Source organism: Rothia sp. SD9660Na (assembly GCF_030064065.1).
Taxonomy (GTDB): Bacteria; Actinomycetota; Actinomycetes; order Actinomycetales; family Micrococcaceae; genus Rothia.
In genome coordinates this window covers 2,349,809-2,375,744 of sequence record NZ_CP125946.1, presented here as the reverse complement: position 1 = coordinate 2,375,744, position 25,936 = coordinate 2,349,809, and the positions used below count along the sequence as shown (strand labels likewise).

Below are 25,936 nucleotides of genomic sequence, written 5' to 3'. Positions count from 1 at the left end.
CCGATTTATCACCATGTTATCCACAGGGTGGAAAACTTGTGATTTAACGAGGGGAGTACCTGTTTACAGTATGTGATTAAACCGCGCACCGCTAGCTCAAAGCCGCAGTTTTTGTAACTTACAACTTTCCCCGGTGCATCTGTGGATAACTCTCGCTAGGGTGAGCGTGCTTGCAAGCTATCCACAGGTGTGGGCAAACTCTCCCACCTACCTGTGATTAAAGACCTACCCCTAGCGGGCTTGACCTTATATCGCAACCTCTTCTAGAGTTGTTTAGTCAAAGTGTGCTAGGACTATGCTTATATCTAAGGCCTGATATCCGCCCCTTACGCGGCGGATCTAACACACGAGCAAGAAGCGTCAACCTGTTCGAAGAACTGTTGAAAGGTTGGCCCCCGTACCAACCATTTTTGGAGTAACCAAATGAGCAAGCGGACTTTCCAGCCGAATAACCGCCGCCGCGCCAAGAAGCACGGCTTCCGTCTTCGCATGCGCACCCGTGCAGGCCGCGCCATCCTCGCGAACCGTCGTTCAAAGGGCCGCGCAAGCCTCTCAGCATAAGGCTTTACATCTCCTCGCCTCGGCCTAGCCCCTTGTGTAGGCCAGCGTGATTACGCAGCCCGCCGAGAGACGACCGAAAAGACAAAGGAGACTACGTGCTGGCACAACAGCACCGGATGCGAGCTTCGGCTCAATTCTCAGCAACTACACGTTCCGGCGCCCGCTCAGGGCGTCGGAACTTAGTTCTATATACAGCCAAAACAGGCCAAGAACCAACCATCGTCGGTTTCATCGTCTCAAAAGCCGTCGGTAACGCCGTCACCCGCAATAAAACCAAGCGACGTCTTCGCGATATCATCGCATCCTTCGTTGCCAAAAACCCCACCGGCTACCAGGTGGTCGTGCGAGCCCTGCCGCCGGCAGCGTCCGCCCCCTACACCGACCTCGAAACAGACTTGACCAGCGCGCTGGCCACCACCCTCAAAAAACTCGGTGCCACCGCCCGAGAGGAGCTCTAAGCCATGGGCACCTCCCACCAGCACCCCGCCGGGGCCCCCGCAGACGAAGACGTCCTGCTCGATAACGCCCCCCACGAGTTCGTCGTGCCCACCACCATCGTTCAGGCAGCTATCACCCTGCCCCAGAACGTCCTCATCGCTTTCATCAAGGTCTACCGCGCCATCGTCTCGCCGCTCTACGGCAACGTCTGCCGGTACTATCCGAGCTGCTCAGCCTACGGGCTCGAAGCGCTCACCACCCACGGCGCCATACGCGGCCTCTCACTGACCGTCCGCCGTCTACTGCGCTGCCACCCCTGGGCCACCGGAGGCCTCGACCCGGTTCCACCCGGACGGCGCACCTTCGCCCCCGGCAGCGAACCCAAAATAATACTTCTAAACCACCCGCACCAGCACCTGAACCACTAACAGGCACTGGCTGCAGTCCACCACAACGGGCTCATATAACCTACTGAGCCAGGGAGAGAATATGAACTTCTTCGACCTAATTCTCTGGCCCTTCAAATGGGTCGTCTCGGCGATTCTCTGGGCATTCCACGAACTCTTCACCGCCATCGGCATGGACCCCTCGTCCGGCGTCACCTGGGTACTGGCCATCATCGGCCTGACCCTGGTCATGCGAACCCTTACCATCCCGCTCTTTATGAAGCAGATCAAGGCCATGCGCGGCATGCAGGAACTGCAGCCCGAACTGGCCAAGCTTCAGGCTAAGTACAAGGGCAAGACCGACCAGCTCTCCCGCCAGGCCATGGCGCAGGAGCAGATGGAACTCTACCGCAAGACCGGCTCCAACCCGCTGGCCTCCTGCATGCCTATCCTGGTACAGATGCCCATCTTCCTTGGCCTCTTCCAGGTGCTCAACGGCGTACCCACCGCAGCGGCTAACAACACCGGTATTCTGGTGCTCGACAACGCCAAGATTGAGCAGTTCAACGACGCCTACATCTTCGGCGCCCCCCTCTTCTCCACTATGCTGCGCCCCGGCGATGGTAACCACGCCGCCACCATCATCATTGCCGCCATCATGGTCGTGCTCATGAGCGCCACCCAGTTCTACATCACCAAGCAGCTCTCGGTGAAGAACATGTCGGATGCCGCCAAACAGTCCCCCATATACCGCCAGCAGCAGATCATGCTCTACGTGCTGCCCCTCATCTTCGCTATCTCGGGTATCAACTTCCCCCTGGGCGTGCTCGTCTACTGGACCGTCTCCAACTTCTGGTCACTGGGCCAGCAGTACTGGGTCATCAAGAACAACCCCACCCCCGGTTCACAGGCCGAGCGCGAGCTCAACGAGCGCCGCGCCGCCAAGGGCCTGCCCCCCGTTGGTAAGACCAAGGAACAGCACGAAGCTGAGCTCGAAGCCCAGCGTGAGCGTGCCAACCGCGGCCAGCGTGCCCAGCCTATGAGCAAGAAGCGCCAAAAGCAGCAGAACAAGAAGAAATAGCGGCAGCTACAGGAGGAACCCATGACTGAAGCCTACGAAGAAACCGCCGCAGACAGCGTCCTTGAAGACGCCGCAGAGCAGGGCTTTGAGGACGAAGGCGACATCGCCGCCGACTACCTCGAAGAACTTCTCGACATCGCAGACATCGACGGCGATATCGACATCGAGGTGCGCAACGGCCGCACCTACCTCTCGGTCGTCACCGAGGACGGCAACAACACCGAACTCGCCGCCCTCGTGGGCGAGGACGGCGAAGTGCTGGACGCCTTGCAGGAGCTCGTGCGCCTCTCTGTGCTCGCTGCTACCGGCCAGCGCACCCGCCTGATTCTGGACATCGCTGAGCACCGTGCCGGCCGCCAGAAGGCCCTCGTTGACATGGCAGAGACCGCCATTGCCCGCGTCAAAGAAACCGGTGACGAGGTACACCTGGAGCCTCTGGGCTCCTACGAGCGTAAGCTCGTGCACGACATCGTGGCAGCCCACGGCCTCTACTCAGAGTCAGAAGGCGCTGGCCCCGACCGTCATATTGTCATCATGCCGGCGGAGGGCTAAACCATGAGCGAAGCAACCACCGACCTTCCCGAACTGGCTGGCCCTACTCTGGTAGCTGCCGACCAGATCTTCGGTGACCGCCTGCCCCTGGCAGAGCGCTACGTGGAGCACCTGGCTACCAGCGGCATCGAACGCGGCCTGATTGGCCCCCGTGAGGTTCCCCGTCTCTGGGAGCGCCACGTGCTCAACTGCGCTGTGGTTGAGGAGTTCATCGAGGACGGTGCCCGCGTGGCCGATGTGGGCTCCGGTGCGGGCTTGCCCGGCCTCTGCCTGGCCATCGCTCGCCCCGACCTCAAACTGACCCTCATCGAGCCCCTGGAGCGCCGCGTCATCTGGCTAACCGAGGTTGTGGACGACCTCGGGCTGGATAACGTCGAAATCCTACGATCCCGCGCCGAGCAGGCCGTGGGGCAGGTCGAGGCTGACTACGTGACCGCCCGCGCCGTTTCTGCCCTGGTAGGCTTGCTGGACATCACCTTGCCGATTCTGCGCGGCACCGGCCAGCTACTGGCTCTCAAGGGCCGTAGCGCGGCTGACGAGATCACCAAGGCTCAGAAGAAGCTCAACAAGTACGGCGCTCGCGAAACCGAAATTCTGGTCGCTGGCGAGACCCTGCTGGAAGAGCCCACCACCGTGGTGCGAGTAAGCCTCTAGGCTTTAAACCAGGACGGCACAGCCCGGCTCCCCTGACAAGGGGAGCCGGGCTTTTTATGTGGGACCTATCGGGGGTCTCTTCTGAAAATGAACTCGTAGTCTTGAGTGGAGCCAACCGTGAAGTAGTAGTCACCAACGCGCGCAAAGCCGTAGCGGCTGTAGAGGCGCTGGGCGCCATAATTTTCAGACCAGACCCCCAGCCAGAGGGAACGGCGGGGGTACTCGCCCTCCAGCCACTCCAGGGCTGTCTCCAGCAGTCTGGTACCCAGCCCTGAGCCCTGCTGATCTGCTAAGACGTAGAGGCGTTTGAGTTCGCCGTCCTGGTCGCTGCAATCAGGGTGGGGGAGGCCAGCAGGGCCTGCCATGACGTAGCCCAGCGGGCTGCCGGCGTCCGTATCTTCTGCCAGCCAGATGGCTGTGCGGGGGTCCGCGAGATAGGTGAGGTAATTTTCGGCGGTGTATGTGGTGGAGAGGTAGTGCTCTAGGTCTTCGGACGGGTAGTAGTTGAAGGTCTGCGCATAGGTGGTGGCAGACAGGGCTGCTAGGGTCTGGGCATCGTGGGGGAGGGCTCTGCGAATGGTGATCATGATCAGTGATTATAGGGGGCGTGTAAAGTGTTTCACGTGAAACGTGGTTCTTTATCTGTAAAACAACTTAATGATGGTGTTTATTTTCAGGTGTTTCGAGAGGTGGGAGAGAACGGGTAACCTTAGATAAGCGAGACCACCACATTTACCGAGGGAGCATAGCCGGTGTCTACCATCTCCAATATCCCCGATTTTGGGCTGCCACCAGAACCTCAGGACGCCCTGGCCAAACCTGACCGAGGCTCACATGTTTCACGTGAAACACGCGAAAAATTGGAGCGCACTGACGCAGCCTCTGCCCAAAATAACCCCATCACCCAGCAGGCTCGCTCGGCCAAGCAACAGTTCGAAGAGCTAGCTAGTGAAACCCTCAGCCGCCCCCGAGAAACCCGCATCTTCACCATCTCTAACCAGAAGGGTGGGGTGGGGAAAACATCAACGGCAGTAAACCTTGCCGCGGCGCTCGCCCTCAAGGGCATGAACGTGCTGGTCATTGACAACGACCCTCAGGGTAATGCCTCGACCGCGCTGAGCATAGAACACGGGGTGGAGGTTCCCTCTACCTACGATGTGCTGATTGACGACAAACCCCTGGCTGATATCGTGCAGCCCTGCCCCGATATCGAAAACCTCTGGTGCGCTCCAGCTAATATCGATCTTGCGGGAGCCGAGATTGAGCTAGTTTCTATGGTGGCTCGAGAGACTCGTTTGAAGACCGCTGTCTCTGATTATGCTGCCGCTCGAGAAGCTGCCGGGCTGCCGCGTCTGGACTATATCTTTATCGACTGCCCACCCTCCCTGGGGCTGCTCACCATCAATGCCTTCTGCGCCGCCCAGGAGGTACTCATTCCCATTCAGTGTGAGTACTACGCCCTAGAGGGTCTGAGCCAGCTGCTCAAAAATATTGGCATGATTCAAAAGCACCTCAACTCTGAGCTACACATCAGCACTATCTTGCTCACCATGTACGACGGCCGCACCAACCTCTCATCTCAGGTAGCTGACGAAGTGCGTGAACACTTCCCTGAGCAGGTGCTTGAAACCGCTATTCCCCGGTCTGTGCGCATCTCTGAAGCTCCCAGCTACCAGCAAACCGTGATGAGCTATGACCCCGCATCACCCGGTGCCGTGGCCTACCTGAAGGCTGCTATGGAGATGGCAAAAAGAGTGTAAACACCTTTTCTACGATGTTTTAGCTGTGTTTTATGAATAAACGGCGCCTTGTGCTTGAACAGGGCGCCGTTGGTCTATGCGGGGGAACTGACTCCACTAGACTTAGGTGAGGAAAACTTTTGAGTACGGAGGTCAACGTGGCAGAGAAGAAACGCGGTCTAGGTCGTGGCTTGGGAGCTCTCATTCCTGAGAGCACTAAGACCCCGGTGGAGCAGAAAAACATCGAGTCAGTAGAGAATGAACAGCTAGATCTGGGTCTAGGTGTAGAGACTCCTGCCCCCGCCCAGAAGAGCGTTTCACGTGAAACATCAAAGAAGAAGCGGGCAGACATGGGAGCTGCCCTGCGCACCGCAACTGGTTCCCGGCGTCCTGTCGATTTCTTCTTTGGCGATGAGACTGCCGCCGCAGGCGATGGTCTGGTACCTGTGCCCGGTGCCGATTTTGCTACCCTCAACGTCACCGATATCCACCCTAACCGCAAGCAGCCCCGTACCGACTTTGATGAACACGATATGCAGGAGCTGGTGCATTCCATCAAGGAAATCGGCGTACTGCAACCGATTGTTGTGCGCCCCAGCCGGGAGGGTGGCACTGAAAAGTACGAACTTATTATGGGTGAGCGTCGCTGGCGCGCTACCCAGCGCGCGGGTCTGACCACTATTCCGGCGATTATTCGTGAGACCCAGGACGAAGACCTGTTGCGGGACGCCCTGCTGGAGAACCTGCACCGGTCGCAGCTTAACCCTATTGAAGAAGCTGCCGCCTACCAGCAGCTCTTGGAAGAGTTTGGAACCACCCAGGAACAGCTGGCCCAGCGTATCGGTCGTTCTCGCCCGCAGATTTCAAATACTATCCGCCTGCTGAAGCTGCCTGCCCTGGTGCAGCGCCGGGTTGCTGCCGGTACTATTTCGTCGGGGCACGCACGTGCTTTACTTGGGCTGAAAAAGGCTGCTGATATTGAGACTCTGGCTCAGAAGATTGTGAACGAGGGCCTGTCTGTGCGAGCTGTTGAAGAGCTCGTGTCAGCTGGTAGCTCTGCGGCTCCCGAGCGTGCTCAGAAGACCACTAAGGTGCAGGACCACTCAGAACGTCTGGATTATCTGGCTGATGCTTTGGCTGACAAACTGGATACCAACGTCAAAATTAATCTGGGAGCTCGTAAGGGCAAGATGACCATCGAGTTCGCCTCAGTGGACGACCTCAATCGAATCCTTGATGTTATTGATCCTAAGCTCAAGAAAAAGTAGGGGAGCGGTCAGTTTAGACTGGCTGGCCTGCCTGTGAGACCTGGAAGCGGTACCTGCTCGAAGCGCAGGTACCGCTTTTTTATGTTTCACGTGAAACATGGCATATGTGGGTGCCCTTGGACGGAAATCTAGGTTTTTACGGCTTGTGGAGAGGTAAAAAAGCGCTGTACGGCTTTCTGCGGGCCTTAAAGAGAGCTCACCTTGCTCGGATATCGGTTAAGTCGCGTTATGCGTTGAGAGTGGCTGCTAGAGCTTCGATTTTTCTCGTAGAGACCAAAATTCTCTCGAATTCCTTGATGCGTGCGCATACAATTGGAACTAACCTGGTCCCTTCTCATGGAGAGACTTTAGCTCATCCTACTCGCAGTAAATATTTGTGGGAGGTTTGGGAGAGGGGGCTGTCCTATACTGGGGATACCATAAGGAGGTGATAACGGTGAATTTTTTCTATGAACTTATTTCCTGGTTTGGCGTTTTTATTATTTACGGCTTACTATTTTTTGCCTTTGCGTTTATTGTGTACCGTATAGTTATTAAGGAAAAACCTAGAGTGGATAATTCTAAAAATAAACCCACGGCTTATGAGGGTGGAATATCTTCTGGTGGTAAATCAGTATTGGGTGACGGCTTGGCTCAGCCCATGGAATTATATGGTTCCTCCTTTGCTCCCGGCCGATCGGCAAGATTTGAAGCATCCCAGAAAAGCGGTCGGGAGAGCTCGTCAATTTATAACCCTGGCAAAGACCCCTTGGAATCTTAAAAGCATCTCTCCAGGGTTGAATTATAGTAAATCCTGAAATTTTTCCGTTTCACGTGAAACATCACCTGATTTTTAAGTCACCCTTTGCAGAATATATGTCATGTATGGAGGTTGATAATATGTCTAAAAAATTATTTTTTATAGCCCTCTCCTTATGGGTATTTGTTGCCTTTATTGAAGTATTCGTTTTTTCTCGTACGTTTACTTCGTGCCCAACAAATCTAGATTCAATTTATGGCCATGCTGGAGTTTCTCTTATTCCGCTGGGATATACCTGCACTTGGGATTCTTTCCCCAGGGCGTAGTGGTGAAAAGTTACCCACCTCTATCAATTCTGCTGACACCCCTAGCGCTTTTGTTATGGGGGTTTAGTCTTCTTGATAAGAAAAAGAAATGAGATTCTTGTAAAGCGAATAGATTGATATTTCAAAATATCTGTTGCGCACATGCATCATCTGTTGCGTATATGCAACAGATATTTTAGGGTGGGATATGTGGATATACCTGAACTCATCCGTGAAGCAGCCAAACAGCCTACCCAAACAGCTCGAAGAGCCGGTATAGCTCGCTCAACTTTGCTCCGCATAACCCAAGAAAAAACGGAGCCCACACCAGCGACCCTGCGCGAAATAGCACTAGCCCACGGGTATGATCTCATCTGCTCCCTCAAGCCAGCCTCAGATCCCTGGGCCGTTACTGCAGCTCGCTACCTTCTCGACCCCACCCTGCCAGAAAATCTGCCTCAAACTCGTCCGAAAGTAGCCCAATGGTTAGCCCGCTATGAACGGTGGGGAATTACCCCAACCACTCCAGAATCTCCCCTCGACCCTGAAAAAATTGCTGAAAAAATCGCTCCTTATGGAAACCTGACCCAGCGGCAGGGGGTGCGTTTCTATGCGCCAGCTCTTTCGATGTCACCAGCCGAACTTGCCTTGCGTGTAGCTTCAGCAGGAGATCAAAGCAAAGCCTCCTGGGCTCTCTCTGGTGCCCCTATTGCCTCGCACCTTTTGGGGAGGCAAACTGTTTTGGCTCCCATCGTTCTCTGGGTAGCAGAAAACCTTGAGCTAGCAGCTCAGAACCTTTCTCTAAACCTAGCTGAAGCCACAAATTTTCAACCTGCAGGAATTGTTCTAGCTCAGGCTGAAACCTATGAGCTCGAAGGAGCCACTCAAGAAGGAGGCATAAACCTCGTTTCCCCTGTCCAGGGCATACTTGACCTGCACTCTCTTAGCTTTGGAGCATTAGCCCGCCAGGTAACAAGCCAGTGGGGTGAAAACTAACTATGAGCCTCCCTCCGCGCCGCATACATTGGGGCAATGGTAACCCCTCAGGCAGCCCTCTACAGCCGCCCCAACCTGAAGGACTTTTAGCTCCCCACGATGAGCGGCACACAACAGGCCGCGTTGTTTGGAACGGCCCCATAGATACTTCCTCTATCCTGCCTAGTGAGACTGGGCGAGCTGTGGCACGTTTTAAACACAATTTGAACGAGCTGATTTGGAATACTGCAGCCTTAGAAGGAAATGCTTTCACCCTGCCAGAAGTCATTACCCTGCTCGACGGAGTAACGGTGGGCGGGAAAAGTATTGAAGATGAGGAGCAAATTTTTGCCTTGAGTGAGGGCTACAACTTCGTTGCAGAGCATGTTGAGTCCGGAACATTTGAACTAACCAGGGAGTTCTCCAATCAGGTTCATGCCCTTGTTGCCCGGCATGAAGCTATCGAGAGCGGGTTTTTTCGGGGTCAGGGAGCTGTGACCGGCGGAGGAAGTGTGCGCCTCTCTCAAGGTGGCGTCATTGACGGCGATGATCACGGGGAGAACGGGGAAAATCTTCTAGCAGACTATGCAAACCTCCTAGCTGCCTTGAGCCAGATAGAAGACCCTCGGGAGCGGGCCCTTGCCTACTTTTGCTCGACGGCTAGAGTTCAACCAGGCACTTGATACTCTCTTCACTCGCGATAATGCAACACAGCTCATACGTTTTCTCGTATCCTGCGCGCTTCGCCCCTAGTTATCAGGCGGTCAATCTGCTGAGTTTCACGTGAAACGCTCCGGCCCTCTTCTGATGTCTCTGGCAGTCATCTGTGGCCACAAACAAGCCCCTCAGTAGGAAGCTGAGGGGCTTGTCAGGGGTGTCTAGAGAAGAAGCAGAGCCTACTTAAGGAACTCCGCAAACTCCTGCTCCAGGGCAGCCTTGGGCTTAGCGCCGACGGTCTGCTTGGCAACCTCGCCGTCCTTGAAAACATAGATAGCGGGGATAGAGGTAATACCGTACTTCATTGCGGTTGCGGGGTTGTTCTCAACGTCGAGCTTGAGCACCTTGACCTTGTCACCGTACTCTTCACCGAGCTGGTCGATGATAGGGCCGACCATGCGGCAGGGGCCGCACCATTCAGCCCAGAAATCGACGATGACGGGCTTGTCTGACTTCAGAACCTCGTCAGCAAAAGTAGCGTCAGTAACCTGCTGTGCCATGATAAATAACCTTTCGTAGAGGGGTAGGGGGAGACTTAGAGGGCCTCGAGGTAGTGCTGGGCATCCAGGGCCGCGACGCAGCCTGAACCGGCTGCTGTGATGGCCTGGCGGTAGGTGGGGTCGATGACGTCGCCTGCGGCAAAGACACCCGGGATAGAGGTACGAGAAGAGCGGCCCTCAACGGCGATCGTGCCGGCTTCTGTCAGGTCCAGTTGGCCCTGCACTAGGGAGGTGCGGGGGTCTGAGCCAATAGCAACGAAGACACCCTCAACACCCAGGGTGGTTTCCTCACCGGTCTTTACATTCGACAGGGTCAGGCCGGAGACCTTCTCGCCACCGTCGATAGTCTTAACAACTGAATCCCAGATGACCTCAATCTTCTCGTGGGCCAGAGCTCGCTGAGCCATGATTTCTGAGGCGCGGAAAGAATCGCGGCGGTGAACTAGGTAAACCTTCGATGCAAAAGAGGTCAGGAAAAGGGCCTCTTCGAGGGCGGAGTCGCCGCCGCCGATAACAGCCAGCGCCTTCTCCTTGAAGAAGAAACCGTCGCAGGTAGCACACCAGGAGACGCCGTGGCCAGAGAGACGGGATTCGCCGTCCACACCCAGCTTGCGGTACTCAGAACCGGTGGAGATGATGACGGTCTTGGCCAGATGAACTGACCCGTCGGTTAGAATAACCTTCTTAACGTCACCCTCCAGCTCAACCTCGGCAACGTCCTCGTAGCGAATATCTGCGCCGAAACGCTCTGCCTGGGCGCCGATGTTGGTCATCAGCTCGGGGCCCTGAATACCGTTGATAAAGCCGGGGAAGTTCTCAACCTCGGTGGTGGTCATCAGGTCACCACCGGGGGAGATAGAAGAAGCAAAAAGGACAGGCTTGAGATTGGCCCGTGCGGTGTAAATAGCGGCGGTGTAGCCCGAGGGGCCTGAGCCCACGATGATGACGTTGTGGATGGGCTGGTCGCCGCTCTCGGTGGTGGCGTCGGGGGCAGTGGTAGTGGCCACTCCTGCCAGGTTGAGGCCGGCAGCAGCGCCGCCGAAGAGGCCGCCGAGTGCGTTGTCGGTCATTGTTCTCCTTGGTGTTGGTAGTGCGCTATAGAAAGGAACGGCGGGTGGGTGGGGTTTATTCCCAACCCACCCGCCGGCGGTGTAGCTAGTGTTTTACTTGACGGAAATTTCTGCCAGTCGCAGGCCATAGACGTAGCCCGGGACAATGGGCTGGCTCAGCTGCGGGGCGCTGGTGAACTGAACGATGATGTATTCGGTTGCGCCGTCCTGGGCGTCCTTGTCGAGCTGGACTGTGGTTTCACCGGTGGCCGCAAAGCTACCGGAGCCGATTTCGGTGGCTCCCTCGATGGAGGCTGAGTCGTTGGCGTAGACGGTGAAAGCGCCGCCTACACCCGAGACCTGGTTGATAGTGATGCTGTTGACGGTGGTTGCCTCGTCGAGCTTGGCTGAGAGGTAGAAGGAATCGGTGAGGCCGCCGAAGTTAGCAGAACCGAAGGCCAGGGAGAGCCAGGTGGTAGAGGCGTTACCGTCGGTCAGGTTACCCAGCAGGGAGTCACTTTCTGCCATCAGGGTGGGTGCGGACGGCACCGTGCGGGTAAAGGTGCCCTCAATCTTGGGGGTGGGAAGGGCAGTTTCGCTGGGGGTTGCTGAGGCGGACGCGCTCGCTGAGGCGCTTGCCGAGGCACTGGCTGACGCGGTGGCTACGGCGGTGCCGTTGGCGTCGAGTACCTGCTTTGAGGCGTCAGAATCCACCATGCCGCCGAGGCTGGCAAAGACGGCTCCGGCGCCGATAACGAGCAGCAGGACGGCCGCAATACCAACGACCCACATGCCACCGTTGCGTTCGGTGGGCTCGTCACCCTCGTAGTAGCCCTCTTCTTCGGCATCGTATTCTTCGAACTCGTCGGCGGGTTCTTCCTCTACGGTGGGGAGGTTGCGGGTGGCAGAGATGGAGGTTGCACCCGCTGCCGCTGCGGCACCTGCTGCCGCACCGGCGTCCTGACCCTGCTCAGCGGTTTTTTCCTTAGCCACCACGTAGGTATTGGGGGCGGTCATGGAACCGGTATCACCAAAGATTTCCTCCCCGAACTCTTCAGCAGAGTTGCTGCCGCCCTCGGTCAGCAGTACATCGAGTAGGGTGTCGGGGCGGGAATGGGAGGTAATCAGGTAGGTGCGCTCGCTGTGGTTGCCTAAATCGAGTACCTGCACCGTAGAACGGGAAAGTGCGCTGGAATTGCGGGCGTTGGTGACCAGAAGACGGCTGTGGTCGGGGGCAGCCACAACAATGGAGACCTTGCGGCCGAGTACCGTATCAAGGCCGTCGAGCACGGCGTCGCCGCTAGCTGTGTCGAGCAGGTGCGCGGTGACTTTGTAGCGATCTCCCAGCAGGGTGTTGAGGGGAATCTGCTGTGTCAAGTGGGGCCTCCCGTTGCGAATGGGTGAGTGATTGGTTAGGTTACTGAGTTTACCCTCTGTGGCGGGCAGCGGGGCGGCGCATACCGATTTTCGCCATAATCGGGTTCATGAGGGTGTCGAGTTCGCGCACGCGGAAGAGCATGAGCATGGCGTAGTAGGCAATCGCCATGACGACGCCGCCTGTAAGGACGGTGATGAAGGCGCTCCCTCGTGAGGCCCAGGCGAAGCCGTCAAAGGTGTAGCCACCTAGCAGGTAGAGGGCGGCGGCACCGGCTAGACCTGCGCCGATAGAAGCGAAGGAGACGCGGGCGTGGGTTGAGACGAGTTCGCGCACCCCGTAGTCGCCGAGACGGCGGGCAAGGACGCGGTGGCTCAGGTAGACCGCCAGCACGTTCTGCAGGGCGTAGGTGAGGGCTAGGCCGTAGATGATGTGCTGGGGGGCAAGGCGGGAGGCGATGAAGCCCATCGTCACGATGACGACAGCTGAGAAGAGCTGGATGTAGAAGGGGGTTTTGGCGTCTTCTTGGGAGTAGAAGACGCGGCCCATCATAAAGGCGATGGTGAGGAAGGGCCCCCCCAGGGCGATGACGGCGATGGTTTGGCCGATGACCGCGCCCGCTTGCTGGGAGCCGCCGCCGAAGATCATGCCGATGGGGCCTGCAAAGACAATGAGGGCTACTGCGCAGAAGATGGTGGCGATAGAGGCAGTGCGTAGGCCGGACGAGAGCGCGGTTGCTACCGAGGTATGGTCGTCGTCTTGGGAGGCGGCAGACATGCGGTTGAAGAGCACCGTGGCGATGGAGAGGCCAATGACGCCGTGGGGCAGGGAGTAGAGCATGGAGGAGTAATTCAGGGCCTGCACACCGGGAATCTGCACGCCCATGGCAAGGAAGTCTTCGCGGGCGCCGACCACACCGGCTGCGACCTTGGCCAGGTAGAGGAAGGCCAGGTTAGAGACGACGCCGGTGGCCAGCGTCCATCCCGCCAGGTTAGCTGCGGTACCCAGGCCGATGCCACGCCAGCCAAAGAGGGGCTTGAGCTTCAGACCCACCTTACGCAGAGGGATAAAGAGAATCAGGGCCTGCAGGGCCACACCCAGGGTCGCTGAACCGGCCAGCACCAGGGTCTGGGCGGACGTCCAGCTCTCCAGGTTGTGGAAGGGCGGGTTGGTGGTGACGTCCTGGGGGCCAAAGGCCATGATGAAAACGACTAGGGCGGCGATAGCTACCACGTTGTTGAGGACGGGGGCCCACATGTACCAGCCGAAGGCACCGCGGGCGTTCAGCACCTGGCCCAGCACCGTGTAGAGGCCGTAGAAGAAAATCTGGGGCAGGCACCAGAGGGCGAAAATCCAGCCGAAATGCTGTTGCTCGGGCGTCCATTTGCTGCCCATGACCGCAATAATGGGCCACGAGAAGAGCAGAACCACAGCGGTCACCGCGGCGATACCGCTGACCGCCAGCGTCACCAGGCGTGAGACGTAGTCGGAGCCGCCGTCATCGTGCTTAGCTGCCTTGATAATCTGCGGCACCAGCACGGCATTAAAAATACCGCCAGCCACCAGCACATAAATCAGGTTGGGCAGGGTGTTAGCGGTTTCAAAAATATCGCCCACGGTGGTTGTAGCACCGAGAGCAACAGTAATCAGGAAGGTTTTAACGAAGCCGAGAACCCTCGAAACGAGCGTACCAGCGGCCATAATTGCGCTGGATAAAGCACCGGAACGTGCCACGGGAATCCTTATCTACTCAGTCAGCTAGGAGAGCTGGTGAATGATGTACTCACGGGCAATCTCAGCGATGCGCCGCTCATTGGGGAAGGAGAGTTTACGCCCCAAATCATCGATGTTGACCCAGGCGACATCAACCGCCTCATGGTCGGGGTCGTTTTCGGTGGTTAGCTCGCCACCGGTTGCAGAGAACAAGAAATGGTGAACCGTCTTGTGCACGCGGTGCCCGGACACATTGAACCAGTAGTCAATGGACCCCAGCGAAGTAATCACATCACCAGAAATACCGGTTTCTTCTTCAATTTCACGGGCAGCCGCTGCCGCCTTGGACTCGTCCCCTTCGGGGTGGCCCTTGGGGAGGCACCATTCCAGACGCCCACCGCGGTTGATGCGGGCGATGATAGCAACGGGCAGGTTGCGGTCGTCAAAGTTGACGATGACGCCGCCTGCAGAGACCTCCTCAACCGTGGGCATGGCAGCGACGGGCGTGAAAGCCCGCCTCTTCGGTGCCCGGGGAATAGGAAAAGTCATGTCTCTACCTTAACCGATAGAGAGGGGTGATGTTTTAAAAGTTGAGGGTGTAAGTGGTAACTTGTGCGGTTTGCTGGCACGATTGAAGGGTTATGGCGTATGTTTTTGATACCTCCCTCATCCACCCGGTAGCACGTGAAGCGGGCGAGCTCTTTGCCCGTGCGGGCTTTGAATTAGCCCTGGTGGGTGGGCCCGTCCGTGACCTGTTTTTGGGGGAAACCTCGGTAGATTTGGACTTCACTACCAACGCCACCCCCGATGAAACCCTGGCTGTGGTGGACGGCTGGGCCGATGCTACCTGGGAGATTGGTAAGGAGTACGGCACCATCGGCATCCGCAAGGGGAATGAGATGGTTGAAATCACCACCTACCGTGCTGAAAAGTATGACCCTGATTCCCGTAAGCCGGTGGTCGCTTTCGGTACAGATTTGAAGGAAGACCTCTTCCGCCGCGACTTCACCATCAACTCCATGGCCCTGCGCCTGCCCTCCCTCGAACTGGTTGACCCCTTTGGGGGGCAGGAGGACCTGCGGAAGGGTATTATCCGCACCCCCGGCACCCCACAGGCGTCCTTCTCTGACGACCCGCTGCGTATGATGCGGGCCGCCCGTTTTGCCTCTCGCCTGGACATTGATCTGGCCCCCGAGGTCTTTGATGCCACGGTCGATATGGCCGACCGTATTCAGATTATTTCGGCTGAGCGCGTGCGTGATGAGCTGGTCAAGCTCATCTGCGGTGCTGCCCCCCGCCGCGGCGTTGATCTGCTCGTGGAGTCTGGGCTGGCGTCCTTTGTTCTGCCCGAAATCCCGGCGCTCAAGCTGGAGGTCGATGAGCACCACCGCCACAAGGACGTCTACCAGCACTCCCTGACCGTCATGGAGCAGGCTGCTGCCCTCGAAACCGATGCGGACGGTGCCGTTCCCGGCCCCGACTTCATCCTGCGCTTTGCCGCCCTCATGCACGATATTGGCAAGCCCGCCACCCGCAAGTTCGAGAGCAACGGGGCTGTGAGCTTCCTGCACCACGACGTGGTGGGAGCCAAGCTCACCAAGAAGCGCATGCGCGAGCTGCGCTTCGATAACGACACCATCAAGGCCGTTGCCCGCCTGGTAGAGCTCCACATGCGCTTTTACGGCTACGGGGACGCCGGCTGGTCGGACTCTGCGGTGCGCCGCTACGTGCGCGACGCCGGGGACCTGCTGGAGCGCCTGCACCGGCTAACCCGGGCGGACGTCACCACCCGCAACAAGCGCAAGGCCAACCGTATTGCGTCCGCCTACGACGACCTAGAGCGCCGTATCGCAGAACTCGCCGAGCAGGAGGAGCTGGAGGCTATCCGCCCCGACCTGGACGGCGAAGAAATCATGGCGATTCTGGGCATCAAGCCCGGCCCCCAGGTGGGACAGGCCTACAAGTTCCTGCTCAACCTGCGCCTGGACGAAGGCGCCCTGGGCAAGGAAGAAGCCACCGCCCGCCTGCTGGAGTGGAGTAAGAAGTAAAGCCAGAAAATTGAGTATAAGTGTATAGCCTTATATTTCAATATATAAGGCTATATACTTATCTTATGTTTGTTCTGACTGTTGACCAGGTAGGGTCATCCGGTGATAAGGACCGGATCCCTGACCTCTTTGCTCTTATCGATGGCCTAGAGGAAGCTGGCCTTCTAGTCCGTCCTTTCCAGCGCACCGCAGGCGATGAAGCCCAAGCGGTGTTCGATGACCCAGCTGCTGCGCTTGTAACAGCTCTTGCCCTGGTACGCACCGGTTACTGGTACGTGGGTATTGGGGAAGGTGCTGTAGCCGTGCCGCTACCTGAAGAAACCCGCGCAGGGGCAGGGCCCGCCTTTGAAAACGCCCGCAGGGCGGTTGAACGGGCTAAAAAAACAAAAGGACGTTGCTGCTTCGTTGGGGCTGTAGCGGTAGCTCAGCTGGTTGATAGAGCCCTGAGCCTGCTCGCCCGTCTTGAGATAGACCGGCAAGAAACCCGCCAGCAGGCAGGAGAAATGGCTCGTCAGGGGTTGTCTCAGAAACAGATAGCTGAAAAACTTGGGATAAGTCAGTCTGCCGTGAGCCAGCGGCTTAGTGAGGGCTACTGGTCTGAAACACGAGCTCTGATAGACGAACTGGTAGAAATCTTGCGGTAGTGAAACTCAACGATGAGGGAGCTGTATGAGCGTCTTTTTAGCCTGTGCCTTAGCGGTTGTGGGTCTAGCGGGTGTTTTACCTAGCTTGCGACCTTCTCTCAAAAGAATGCCAGGAGCGGGCTTTCTTCTTATTCTTCAAACAGCACTCATGGTCACCGTACTCGTGGTAAGTCTCTATGGGTATATAAATTCTTATCAGGAAATTGGTGTGCTGACCGTGTGCGCTATTTGGGCCGCAGCTTGTGGCGGAAGTCTTCCTCTAGCAACTTTGCTAAACCGTATCGCACACCGTGAACCTGAATTCCCCACTGGCTCTGATGATTCGAAACAACTGCATGGGTCGATAACGACACCGGAAGGTGAACAACTTCAGGTTGAAGGAACGCTGAGTTCACCAAAAACACATGAAAGTGCTCTGTTATCCGGTGGGCACTGGATCGGAATCTTTGAGCGTCTAACCATCGCCGTGCTGCTCGTCTTTGCACAGCCAGCACTTTTAGCAGCGGTGGTAGCAGTCAAGGGGCTGGCTCGATACCCTGAGATTCGAGCAAAGAGCAGTCTCGCTGAAAAGTTCATTGTAGGGACTTTCGCCTCGGCGCTTTGGGCAGGCCTATGCATCTTGCCCATACATCTGCTCCAAGTAGGCTAAAAGAAAATAGTGGTAGATGGCGAGACTGGTTTTAACGCTGAGGAAGTATGAAGAACTCACCCCGCAGACTGATGTTTTCTTCGGCCTAAACCCCTAGTGTTAAAAGCGATACCGTCACGCACAACAAGGGGAGACCCATGCTCGAGGTCAGAAACCTCACCAAAACCTACGGCCCTAAAACGGCCGTCAACGACATCAGCTTCACCGTGCCCAACGGCCGGGTCACCGGCTTCCTCGGCCCCAACGGCGCCGGGAAATCCACCACCATGCGCATGCTGGTGGGACTAGAAAACCCCTCCAAGGGTAGCGCTCTGGTCGACGGCCAAACCTACCGCTCCCTCAAGAGCCCGCTGACCTCCGTCGGCGCCCTGCTCGACGCCAAAGCCATGCACCCCGGGCGTAACGGTGCGGCCCACCTGCGCTCGCTGGCTTTGACCCATGGCATCCCGAAAACCCGCGTTGATGAGGTCATTGAGATGACCGGTCTAGCCGCTGTATCGAAGAAGAAGGTCAAGGGCTTCTCCCTGGGCATGGGCCAGCGCATGGGTATCGCCGCTGCCCTGCTGGGGGATCCCCAGAACGTCATCCTCGATGAGCCTGTCAACGGTCTTGACCCCGAGGGTGTTATCTGGGTGCGCAACCTGGCCCGTCACCTGGCCTCAGAGGGCCGGGCCGTGCTGATTTCCTCCCACCTGATGAGTGAGATGTCCCAGACCGCCGACGACCTTATTGTGATTGGCCGTGGCCGCCTGCTGGCCAACTGCTCCATGGAAGACTTCCTGAAAATCGGCGATGAAAATAAGGTTCTTGTGCGAACCGACGCCCGCGAGGCTTTTGCCGCCACTCTGCGCGGGGCTGGCCACGCCTTCACTCCTGTCGATACTGACGGTCTGATGGTTGAGCAGGTTCAGGCTCGCGACCTGGCCCAGTTGGCTGCCCGCACCGACGTCCTGCTCCACGAGCTCACCCCGCAAAAATCCACCCTGGAGCAGGTCTACATGAACATGACCCGTGACGATGTGGAATACAGCTCAGCTAGCTTCGATGCCCCTCAGCAGAATCTCGGTACGGACGCTCCTGCCAGCTCCCAGCCCCAGGCTGGTGCCGCTACCCCGTCAGCTCCCTGGTCCTCAACCTCAGCACAGGAGAACTAACCATGACTACCGCATCTGTTTCTCCTGCGTCCGCGCAGGTCAATCGTTCCCGCTTTGCCGACCGCAAGCTGACCTTCTGGGGTGTGCTGCGCTCCGAGGTGCTGAAGTTCCGCACCCTTACCACTAACTGGGTTATGACCCTGATTCTGGCTGTGGTGATGGTGGGCATGGCCCCGCTCTACTCTCTCATGCTGAACTCTATGGCTGAGAATGCTGAGATGATGGCTCAGGCTTCTGAGGGTATGGCGCAGACCAACGCCGGCATTGAATCTATGACCAATATGGCATATGCCTTGGGTGCCTCGGGTGTTGATTTAGCCAATATGCTAATCGCAGCTGTTGCTGCTGTATTTATTGGTGCTGAATATGCCACTAGGTCTATACATACTAGTCTGACCGTTGTTCCCCGCCGTTCTTCCCTCTATACCGCCAAGCTCTTGGTACTGAGTATTTACGGCTTCGTGCTGGGCTTTGTGCTAGCTGCCCTGGCCTATGCTGCAGGCTACCCCGTACTTGATGCGAGCATCCGAGACTCCCTAGAGTTCACCGATGGCCTGCTACTCAACTGGGTAGCAGTGGGTCTCTACTTCATGTTCATGACCTGGATGGGCTACGGCTTCGGTGCCCTCTTCCGTAACAACGCCGGCGGCATCGTCATGGTGGTCTTCCTGCTCTTCGTGCTACCCATCATCGCCGCTATCTTCATGGGACAGTTCGAGTGGGTTGCAGATGCCTACAACTACCTGCCCTCGGCGCTGGGGCGCGTGATTCTCACCTACGATCTGAGCGAGGAAGCCGACATCAGCTACCTAGAAGGCGGCGCTTGGTTTGCTCTCTGGGCCGCTGTACCCGCCCTGCTGGGCTACCTGCGGTTTACCCTCACCGATACCCGCGGATAAACTGTCTAGCCCCTCAGAAAGATAGGGTGGTGATTTCTTCTCTCTAGCAGAGAAGAAATCACCACCCTTATTTGTTTGGCTTTATAATAGAGCCATGGTTGAGCGTAAGAAAAAGGACGGCGAGCAGTGGCTGGCCCGTGCCGTCTCTCACGCCCGTCCCGAGGTTGTCCGCACAACCTTCACCACCTCCATCCAGCGAGTCAGTCGAATCCCTGGCCAGGTTGGGGAGTTCTCCGGGCGAGCCGCCGGCATCCTTACCCGCAAGGAGGCCCGCGCTGTCCACGTCCGCCTGACCCTCACCACCCTCTTTATCACCCTTCTCGCCATACTGGTCGCCGCTGTGGGCAACTACCTTTCTCTCACCCACACCCCCGAAGACAGTATGGACCGCTATATGAGTGCCCTCGAACGTGGCGACTACATCGCCGGCATCGACCGCGGCGCCTACAGCGACTTCACCTACACCTACCTCACCAACTCCATCTACCGCGCCGCCCAGGGGCGCGTAGAAAACTACACCATCACCGGCACCAGAAAGGACACCACCGGGCAGGTCACAGCCAGCGTCCTCGCCACTGTCGCGGGGCAAGACCACCAGCTCACCCTGCCACTGACCCAGATACCCCGCACCGGGCCCTTCAACGACAGCTGGGAACTTGCCACCCCAGCCCAGTCTTACCTCACCCTCACTGCGCCGGTGGCGCTCGCCGGGGTGCAGGTCAACGGCCAGTCCCTAGACCTTCCCGTTACGCGTCGTACAGAAACAGGGGCAGGTTACCAGTGGGTTATCCCCACCCTGCCTGGCACCTACGATTTCACCCTTCCCAGCAGCTCCTACTACACCCTCAACCACGCCGACCACGTCATCACTGCACCCCTGCCCGGTCAGGGGCCCGCTACCCAAGAGCTCACCCTCGATGTGCGCCCGTCCCCCCGCATGTGGAATGAAACCAATAACCTCATCACCTCCTGGCTAGAACGCTGTGAGAGTGCCCGACGCCTGGATGTTGCCGGGTGCCCCACCTCTCTCCTGCACGGCGAAGACTCGACTACCACCATCAGCAACGTCTCCTGGGAACTCACCGACCGCCCCGCCTTCTACCTGGTGCCGGACCGAACCGACCCCACGGTCTGGCGGGCCTCACGCTACCGCCAGGCCACCTTTGAAGTCACCTACCTCGCCGACGGTAAAGCCCAACGAGAAATCATCCCCTTCTACATCAACGCTGAGGTAGTCTCAGATGGAACCCAAGCTGACATCAGCGTGGGCCTTGGCGGCAGCGAAGAAAGTGAAGCCCAACTGCGTCAGGCCATCACCAGTGAAGACGCCGCCAAATCTACCCTCCAAAAATTTGTGGCCTCACTCGAGAACACCCCCTAAAGGCAGGAGAGCATGCCCGAACAGCCCCAGCACTACCAGCCCACCTATATCAACAACCCCGGCCGCGCCCGCTCCTTTGCTCAGGGGCAGCCGGTTTATATCGTGCAGGCCAAATCCACCCTGGTGGCCTACTTGCTCTTCTTCTTCCTCTGGTGGCTCGGGGCCCACAAGTTCTACCTGCGCCAGCCCATCATGGGCATCTTCTACATCGTAGGTAACCTCATCGCGGGTGGTACCACCGCAGCGGTGCCCTTTATTGGCTGGATCTTCTACATCCCCCTGGTCATCGTCATGATCTGGGACCTCTTCACTATCCCCGTACGCGTGGGCTACCTCAACGCTTTGGCTAACCGCCGCATCTACTAATGGTGCTGTGAACAACACCGCTTTAACCGCGCCACCCCTGCCCAAACTGGGCGTCCTGCGGTAAAGTTGGTCAAGTCTGTGCTGGCGCTCGGCCAACACCTGAGACCTGCCAGACCGTACGTAATCTCCTGCTATGGAAATACCATAGCCGCTTAGCCCAAAGGAGGGGTTTAATCATGCGTGCATACGAACTGATGGTTATCCTCAACCCCGAGGTAGAGGACAAGGCTGTAGAGCCCACCCTCACCAAGTTCCTCGAAGTTGTCACCAAGGACAACGGCACCGTTGACAACATGGACATCTGGGGCCGCCGTAAGCTCGCTTACGAAATCCAGAAGAAGTCCGAAGGCATCTACGCCGTCGTTAACTTCACCTCAACCCCCGAGACTGCTGCTGAACTGGACCGCGTTCTGAACCTGAACGAATCCGTCATGCGCACCAAGATCATCCGCCCGGAAGATCAGCAGATCTCCTCCAAGTAAATGTTTGATACGGGGTCCTGTTCACTAAAATGTCAGACCCCCGTGCAAAACTTCAAATACTTACTCTTATTACGACTGGAGGCATCACATGGCTGGCGATACCGTCATTACCGTCATCGGTAACCTGACCGGCGATCCTGAGCTTCGCTTCACCCCCAACGGGGCAGCGGTGGCTAACTTCACGATCGCTTCGACTCCCCGCAACTTCGACCGCGCATCGGGTGAATGGAAAGAAGGCGAAACCCTCTTCCTCCGCGCCAGCGTCTGGCGTGAAGCTGCTGAGAACGTCGCCGAGACCCTCAAGAAGGGCATGCGCGTTATCGCGCAGGGCCGTCTGAAGTCTCGCTCGTATGAAACCAAAGAAGGCGAACGCCGCACCAGCATGGAGCTAGAGATCGAAGAAATCGGTCCCTCACTCCGCTTCGCCTCCGCTAACGTATCCCGCAACCAGCGCTCAGGTGGCAACTTCGGTGGCGACCAGGGCTTCGGCGGCGGTTACGGTAACCAGCAAGGTGGCGGCTTCAACGCCGGTAACCAGGGTGGTTACGGTGGCAGCGCAGGCTACGGAAACCAGGGCGGCTACAGTGGTAACACCGGCGGCGCACAGCAGGGCAACTTCAATGCTGCCCCTGCCGCACCGGCAGCAGCCCCCCAGGCCGCACCGGCCCAGCAGGCACCTGCTGCTGACCCCTGGGGCCAGCAGTCCGGTGGCAACTACGACTGGGGCTCCGGCGCAGACGACGAACCCCCCTTCTAAACCCCGCGCAGGCACCGCCTGCACGGCAGAAGGAAAGGGACGCCGGGCGTCCTTCTTTGAACCAAGACAAAATATTCATCCATCCCGCGGCTTATCCCGCGGGCTCCCACCAGAAAAAGGAGCACCACGATGGCTAAGGCTGAAATCCGCAAGCCCAAACCCAAGCAGAACCCCCTGAAGGCTGCTGACGTCACCGTCATCGACTACAAGGACGTCGCACTTCTGCGCAAGTTCATCTCCGACCGCGGCAAGATCCGTGCACGTCGCGTCACCGGCGTGACCGTTCAGGAACAGCGCAAGATCGCTCAGGCAATCAAGAACGCCCGCGAAGTTGCACTGCTGCCCTACTCAGGCGCTGGCCGCTAAATCGATAGGAGAGTAGAAGAACATGGCTAAGATTATTCTTACTCAGGAAGTCACCGGCCTCGGCGCCGCTGGCGACGTTGTAACCGTCAAGGACGGCTACGCACGTAACTACCTGCTGCCCCGCGGCTTCGCAGTCACCTGGACTGTAGGCGGCGAAAAGCAGGTTGAGTCCATCCGCGCAGCACGCGCTGCTCGCGCCAAGGCTAACCTCGAAGAGGCAAAGGCAACCGCAGCTGCTCTGGCTTCAAAGCCCGTTGTTGTTGCTCACAAGGCTGGCGCTGACGGCCGACTCTTCGGCACCGTCAAGGCTGAGCACGTTGCTGACGCCATCGAGGCTTCAGGTGCAGGCTCCGTCGACAAGCGTGCGATCAACCTCGGTTCCGCTATCAAGCGCACCGGCGTTTACACCGTTTCTGTGCGTCTGCACGAAGACGTTGTAGCTAACGTTGAGCTGGACGTTGTAGCTGAGTAATTCCCTTGGGGATTATTCGCTAGGCTTTTAGTAGCATCAGAACGCCCCGTTCCCCCTCTTGGGGAGCGGGGCGTTCTTGCGTGGGGCAGGGTAGCGGGTGCGGTTTCACAGCGGAGTCTGGCATGCTAGAGGGTATGGCTTTATACTCAACACCTTCTTCTACCCGTACCCGCCGCCCACAGAGCACCCAGATACTGATTGCATCTGCGGTGACTGAGGGCCTGGCGGTGCTGACGTTGGTGTTGGCTTTTGTGGTGAACGTGGGGTCACCCTCAACGGTTCTGGCGACCTTCTTGGGGTTTATGGCTGTTTCTGTCGTAGCAGCTACCCTGGCCTTTGTGCTGGCCCTGGTGGGGCTGTTGCGCTTTGCCCGGCACACGGCCTGGTTCATCGTGATTCTGGTGGTGTCTGTGCTGGCTAACCCGGTGCTCTGGTTCTTCCTGATCGGCTACTTCTCCTAGAAGCTCCCCCGGGGTAGCCGGTGCCTGCCCGCGCCCGGGAAGCACTCACGGGCGTCCGTAAAAATACCCAGCTTGCTCCCAGGCAACTCAAAACCCGGTTTAAGCCTAGTGCGGTTATATGGATATAACAGCTCGAAAAGCTACAAGAAGCGAATGTGTGTGTGCTTCGAAAACCGGGTAATGCTGAACCCGGCTTTCACTCACCGATGGCGAGACCAGTATGGGGGTCTCGCCATCGGTGTTTAAGTTGTTTTCACCGCTGAGGGCCTCTTTTCACCCGTCCGGCGGATGCGCCACCTATTCTTTTTCTCTAGGGTAGGAGTAGGTACCCACACACGAAAGGTCGCAATGGAGCACCCCACCCAGCCCTCTCATCTACAACCACCGCAGGCTCAGCCCTCGCAGTCTTCCGTCTCGCAAGACCCGGTGTCGTCTGCCCGCTCGCGCATGCTGGTGCCCGACGTTGCCCGCGGGCTGATGCTCTGGGGCATTGCGGTAGCCAACGTAGCTACAGCCTGGGTGCTCTTTGCCGGCGGCCCGGCCTCGATGACCGGGCGGGTCGTCGACGGGAGCTTCTGGGACAAGCTGACTATCATGTTCACCACCTCCTTTGTACATGCCCGCGGCTTCCCCATGTTTTCGACCCTGCTGGGCTTTGGGGTGGGGCTGATTGCCGCCAGTCTCTACCGGCGTGGCTACCCGCTACCTAAGGCTCGCGGAGTGATTGCCCGCCGCTACGGCATGCTGGCAATCTTTGGCGCCCTGCACATGGTCTTTCTCTTCTGGGGCGACATCATGCTGGCCTACGGCCTGATTGGCCTGTTCATGGCCTGCTTAATCGCGGTGCGTACTAAGGTTCTGCTCTGGGTGGCCGGTACGCTTTTTGCCGTGACCAACCTGGTAGCTCTGGTCGGGATGCTCCTACTTGAGGTGGTGCTCGGCGCTGGCCAGCTCCAGGAGCTACTGAGCGGAGGGAGCAGCGGCGGCTTGCTGCCTATGACGAGCTACTGGTCAGTACTGCTCAACGGCCTGATTGTGCTGCTGGGTAGCCTCCTCAGCATACCTCTACAGGCTTTCATGCTGCTTCCCCTGATGCTGCTGGGGTTTGTGCTGGCGCGAGAGGGCGTGCTGGCTGAGCCCGCGCGTCACCGCCGGGTACTGGTCTGGCTGGCCGGGGTGGGCGTAGTGGCTGCCCTGGGCACCGGCATCCCCGCCGGGCTTGAGGCCCTGGGCGTGTTGCCTACCGGTGTGTTCGGGGTGCTCACGATGACCCTGGGTGTTCTGGGTGGCCCGGGCTTTATTGCCCTGCTAGCGCTGGCACTTGCCGGGGTTCAGGAGCGTGTGGACGCCGGTGCCCCCGTCCCTGCCCCGCTTCGGCCCTTGATTGCCCTGGGTAAGCGGTCTATGACCGGTTATGTGCTGCAGTCGGTGATTTTCTTAGTGGTCTTCGGTGGCTTTGCCCTGGGGCTCTTTGCGGACGCCGGTTCCGCCCTGCTCCTGCTGGTTGGCACAGGCGGGTGGCTGGTGACTGTTCTCGTAGCGGTGGCCCTTGAAGCTATGGGCAAGCCCGGCCCGCTAGAGGCCCTGCACCGGCGGATGTCCTATGGCAAGAGTGGGCTTCCGCAAGTGTGGGCGCCACCGGTGGGCGTCCTGCCTACTCATACAGGACCTCATGATTCGCAGGCTGTACACAGGGACGGTATATAAGAGCTTAAGAAGGCTCCGCCATACTAGAGGTACAAGGTTCGAAAGAGCAGCCGCCCGCAGGGTGGCTTTGGAGAATCTCAAGAAAGCAGTAGTGTGTGTTTCTTGCATGGGGCCGGGTCGGGGGACTCAGCCTCGTTGCTTTAACCCCCGGGGTGCCCGGCCCCTAGAATGGGTGCTTATGCACTGGCTTATTCTGATTATTTCTGGCCTTTTCGAAGCTGTCTGGGCAACGGCCCTGGGTAAATCTGAGGGCCTGACCCGCTTGACCCCCACCCTGGTCTTTATAGGGGGTCTGGTTCTCAGCATGGTGGGCCTGGCCTATGCCATGCGGGAGCTGCCCACCGGTACCGCTTATGCCGTGTGGGTGGGCGTCGGCGCAACCGTCACCGTCCTCTACGCCATGGCGACCGGCACCGAGCCCGTTTCCCTACTTAAGGTGCTCTTCCTGCTCATGATTGTGGCAGGTATTGTGGGGCTGAAAGTCACCTCCTAGAGAGA

At 58.1% G+C, this 25,936-nt stretch carries 32 protein-coding genes; 26 read left to right on the top strand and 6 right to left on the bottom strand.

The annotated features are described in order from the left end of the window. The first annotated feature begins 423 nt into the window (after window positions 1-423). The 6 genes from rpmH to rsmG all read left to right on the top strand — a co-directional run bounded on the left by rpmH (window position 424) and on the right by rsmG (window position 3,672). A complete protein-coding gene (rpmH, locus tag QM007_RS11025; protein ID WP_083091541.1) occupies window positions 424-561 on the top strand; it encodes a 50S ribosomal protein L34 in 138 nt (45 codons plus the stop codon). 95 nt (window positions 562-656) lie between these two features. Next, on the top strand, window positions 657-1,019 hold the full coding sequence (gene rnpA / locus QM007_RS11020) for a ribonuclease P protein component (protein ID WP_283490005.1): 363 nt from the start codon (window positions 657-659) through the stop codon (window positions 1,017-1,019). A 3-nt stretch (window positions 1,020-1,022) separates the two neighbouring features. Further along, window positions 1,023-1,427 (top strand): membrane protein insertion efficiency factor YidD, encoded by a 405-nt coding sequence (yidD, locus tag QM007_RS11015; RefSeq protein WP_283490004.1) that lies wholly within the window; start codon window positions 1,023-1,025, stop codon window positions 1,425-1,427. 61 nt (window positions 1,428-1,488) lie between these two features. After that, window positions 1,489-2,466, top strand: a complete 978-nt coding sequence (gene yidC, locus QM007_RS11010) for a membrane protein insertase YidC (protein WP_283490003.1) — start codon at window positions 1,489-1,491, stop codon at window positions 2,464-2,466. A 21-nt stretch (window positions 2,467-2,487) separates the two neighbouring features. After that, window positions 2,488-3,018, top strand: coding sequence for a Jag family protein (locus tag QM007_RS11005; protein WP_283490002.1), 531 nt, complete (start codon window positions 2,488-2,490; stop codon window positions 3,016-3,018). Window positions 3,019-3,021: 3 nt separating this feature from the next. Then, a complete protein-coding gene (gene rsmG, locus QM007_RS11000) occupies window positions 3,022-3,672 on the top strand; it encodes a 16S rRNA (guanine(527)-N(7))-methyltransferase RsmG (protein ID WP_237210078.1) in 651 nt (216 codons plus the stop codon). 65 nt (window positions 3,673-3,737) lie between these two features. On the opposite strand, the gene QM007_RS10995 is transcribed toward rsmG, so the two are convergent. Then, a complete protein-coding gene (locus QM007_RS10995; RefSeq protein WP_283490001.1) occupies window positions 3,738-4,259 on the bottom strand; it encodes a GNAT family N-acetyltransferase in 522 nt (173 codons plus the stop codon). A 393-nt stretch (window positions 4,260-4,652) separates the two neighbouring features. Here QM007_RS10995 and QM007_RS10990 point away from each other — a divergent pair, with 393 nt between their 5' ends. From QM007_RS10990 to QM007_RS10965, 6 genes are all read left to right on the top strand, one after another. Beyond that, entirely contained in the window at window positions 4,653-5,432 is a 780-nt protein-coding gene (locus tag QM007_RS10990) for a ParA family protein (RefSeq protein ID WP_283491029.1), read from the top strand. A 137-nt stretch (window positions 5,433-5,569) separates the two neighbouring features. Then, entirely contained in the window at window positions 5,570-6,679 is a 1,110-nt protein-coding gene (locus tag QM007_RS10985; protein ID WP_283490000.1) for a ParB/RepB/Spo0J family partition protein, read from the top strand. A 436-nt stretch (window positions 6,680-7,115) separates the two neighbouring features. After that, window positions 7,116-7,439, top strand: coding sequence for a hypothetical protein (locus QM007_RS10980; protein ID WP_283489999.1), 324 nt, complete (start codon window positions 7,116-7,118; stop codon window positions 7,437-7,439). A gap of 104 nt (window positions 7,440-7,543) precedes the next feature. After that, window positions 7,544-7,744, top strand: a complete 201-nt coding sequence (locus tag QM007_RS10975; RefSeq protein WP_283489998.1) for a hypothetical protein — start codon at window positions 7,544-7,546, stop codon at window positions 7,742-7,744. Window positions 7,745-7,933: 189 nt separating this feature from the next. Next, entirely contained in the window at window positions 7,934-8,719 is a 786-nt protein-coding gene (locus tag QM007_RS10970; RefSeq protein WP_283489997.1) for a helix-turn-helix domain-containing protein, read from the top strand. Between the two features lie 182 nt (window positions 8,720-8,901). Further along, on the top strand, window positions 8,902-9,381 hold the full coding sequence (locus QM007_RS10965) for a hypothetical protein (RefSeq protein WP_283489996.1): 480 nt from the start codon (window positions 8,902-8,904) through the stop codon (window positions 9,379-9,381). A 213-nt stretch (window positions 9,382-9,594) separates the two neighbouring features. Here QM007_RS10965 and trxA read toward each other — a convergent pair whose 3' ends face one another. From trxA to QM007_RS10940, 5 genes are all read right to left on the bottom strand, one after another. Then, complete coding sequence (trxA, locus tag QM007_RS10960) at window positions 9,595-9,915, bottom strand: thioredoxin (protein ID WP_185173759.1); 321 nt, start codon at window positions 9,913-9,915, stop codon at window positions 9,595-9,597. 35 nt (window positions 9,916-9,950) lie between these two features. Continuing rightward, window positions 9,951-10,985, bottom strand: a complete 1,035-nt coding sequence (trxB, locus tag QM007_RS10955; protein WP_283489995.1) for a thioredoxin-disulfide reductase — start codon at window positions 10,983-10,985, stop codon at window positions 9,951-9,953. A gap of 93 nt (window positions 10,986-11,078) precedes the next feature. Beyond that, the gene (locus tag QM007_RS10950; RefSeq protein ID WP_283489994.1) at window positions 11,079-12,341 is read right to left on the bottom strand and encodes a serine/threonine protein kinase; all 1,263 of its coding nucleotides are present in this window, start codon (window positions 12,339-12,341) and stop codon (window positions 11,079-11,081) included. Between the two features lie 49 nt (window positions 12,342-12,390). After that, on the bottom strand, window positions 12,391-14,073 hold the full coding sequence (gene murJ / locus QM007_RS10945; protein WP_283489993.1) for a murein biosynthesis integral membrane protein MurJ: 1,683 nt from the start codon (window positions 14,071-14,073) through the stop codon (window positions 12,391-12,393). Window positions 14,074-14,097: 24 nt separating this feature from the next. Further along, entirely contained in the window at window positions 14,098-14,601 is a 504-nt protein-coding gene (locus tag QM007_RS10940; RefSeq protein WP_237197713.1) for an NUDIX domain-containing protein, read from the bottom strand. Between the two features lie 92 nt (window positions 14,602-14,693). Between QM007_RS10940 and QM007_RS10935 the strand changes: the two genes are divergently transcribed. The 14 genes from QM007_RS10935 (at window position 14,694) to QM007_RS10870 (ending at window position 25,931) form a co-directional block, all read left to right on the top strand. Continuing rightward, the gene (locus QM007_RS10935) at window positions 14,694-16,100 is read left to right on the top strand and encodes a CCA tRNA nucleotidyltransferase (RefSeq protein WP_283489992.1); all 1,407 of its coding nucleotides are present in this window, start codon (window positions 14,694-14,696) and stop codon (window positions 16,098-16,100) included. A gap of 65 nt (window positions 16,101-16,165) precedes the next feature. Further along, the gene (locus tag QM007_RS10930) at window positions 16,166-16,744 is read left to right on the top strand and encodes a helix-turn-helix domain-containing protein (RefSeq protein WP_283489991.1); all 579 of its coding nucleotides are present in this window, start codon (window positions 16,166-16,168) and stop codon (window positions 16,742-16,744) included. A gap of 25 nt (window positions 16,745-16,769) precedes the next feature. Continuing rightward, window positions 16,770-17,393, top strand: coding sequence for a hypothetical protein (locus QM007_RS10925; protein ID WP_283489990.1), 624 nt, complete (start codon window positions 16,770-16,772; stop codon window positions 17,391-17,393). Window positions 17,394-17,530: 137 nt separating this feature from the next. After that, window positions 17,531-18,547 carry an ABC transporter ATP-binding protein gene (locus QM007_RS10920; protein ID WP_283489989.1) on the top strand — a complete coding sequence of 339 codons (1,017 nt, stop codon included), beginning with the start codon at window positions 17,531-17,533 and terminating at the stop codon, window positions 18,545-18,547. Between the two features lie 2 nt (window positions 18,548-18,549). Next, complete coding sequence (locus QM007_RS10915) at window positions 18,550-19,446, top strand: ABC-2 transporter permease (protein ID WP_283489988.1); 897 nt, start codon at window positions 18,550-18,552, stop codon at window positions 19,444-19,446. 94 nt (window positions 19,447-19,540) lie between these two features. Then, entirely contained in the window at window positions 19,541-20,827 is a 1,287-nt protein-coding gene (locus QM007_RS10910) for a hypothetical protein (RefSeq protein ID WP_283489987.1), read from the top strand. A gap of 12 nt (window positions 20,828-20,839) precedes the next feature. After that, window positions 20,840-21,193, top strand: a complete 354-nt coding sequence (locus tag QM007_RS10905) for a TM2 domain-containing protein (protein WP_283489986.1) — start codon at window positions 20,840-20,842, stop codon at window positions 21,191-21,193. Window positions 21,194-21,369: 176 nt separating this feature from the next. Further along, window positions 21,370-21,675: a 30S ribosomal protein S6 gene (rpsF, locus tag QM007_RS10900; protein ID WP_135011322.1), complete on the top strand. Its 306-nt coding sequence runs from the start codon at window positions 21,370-21,372 to the stop codon at window positions 21,673-21,675. An 88-nt stretch (window positions 21,676-21,763) separates the two neighbouring features. Next, on the top strand, window positions 21,764-22,432 hold the full coding sequence (locus QM007_RS10895; RefSeq protein ID WP_283489985.1) for a single-stranded DNA-binding protein: 669 nt from the start codon (window positions 21,764-21,766) through the stop codon (window positions 22,430-22,432). A 129-nt stretch (window positions 22,433-22,561) separates the two neighbouring features. Then, a complete protein-coding gene (gene rpsR / locus QM007_RS10890) occupies window positions 22,562-22,798 on the top strand; it encodes a 30S ribosomal protein S18 (protein WP_004005948.1) in 237 nt (78 codons plus the stop codon). A 22-nt stretch (window positions 22,799-22,820) separates the two neighbouring features. Continuing rightward, window positions 22,821-23,270, top strand: a complete 450-nt coding sequence (rplI, locus tag QM007_RS10885; RefSeq protein WP_237199864.1) for a 50S ribosomal protein L9 — start codon at window positions 22,821-22,823, stop codon at window positions 23,268-23,270. Window positions 23,271-23,404: 134 nt separating this feature from the next. Next, window positions 23,405-23,731 carry a hypothetical protein gene (locus tag QM007_RS10880; protein ID WP_283489984.1) on the top strand — a complete coding sequence of 109 codons (327 nt, stop codon included), beginning with the start codon at window positions 23,405-23,407 and terminating at the stop codon, window positions 23,729-23,731. Window positions 23,732-24,157: 426 nt separating this feature from the next. Beyond that, complete coding sequence (locus QM007_RS10875; protein ID WP_283489983.1) at window positions 24,158-25,438, top strand: DUF418 domain-containing protein; 1,281 nt, start codon at window positions 24,158-24,160, stop codon at window positions 25,436-25,438. A gap of 178 nt (window positions 25,439-25,616) precedes the next feature. Beyond that, window positions 25,617-25,931, top strand: coding sequence for a DMT family transporter (locus tag QM007_RS10870; RefSeq protein WP_237187008.1), 315 nt, complete (start codon window positions 25,617-25,619; stop codon window positions 25,929-25,931). Window positions 25,932-25,936 lie beyond the last annotated feature (5 nt).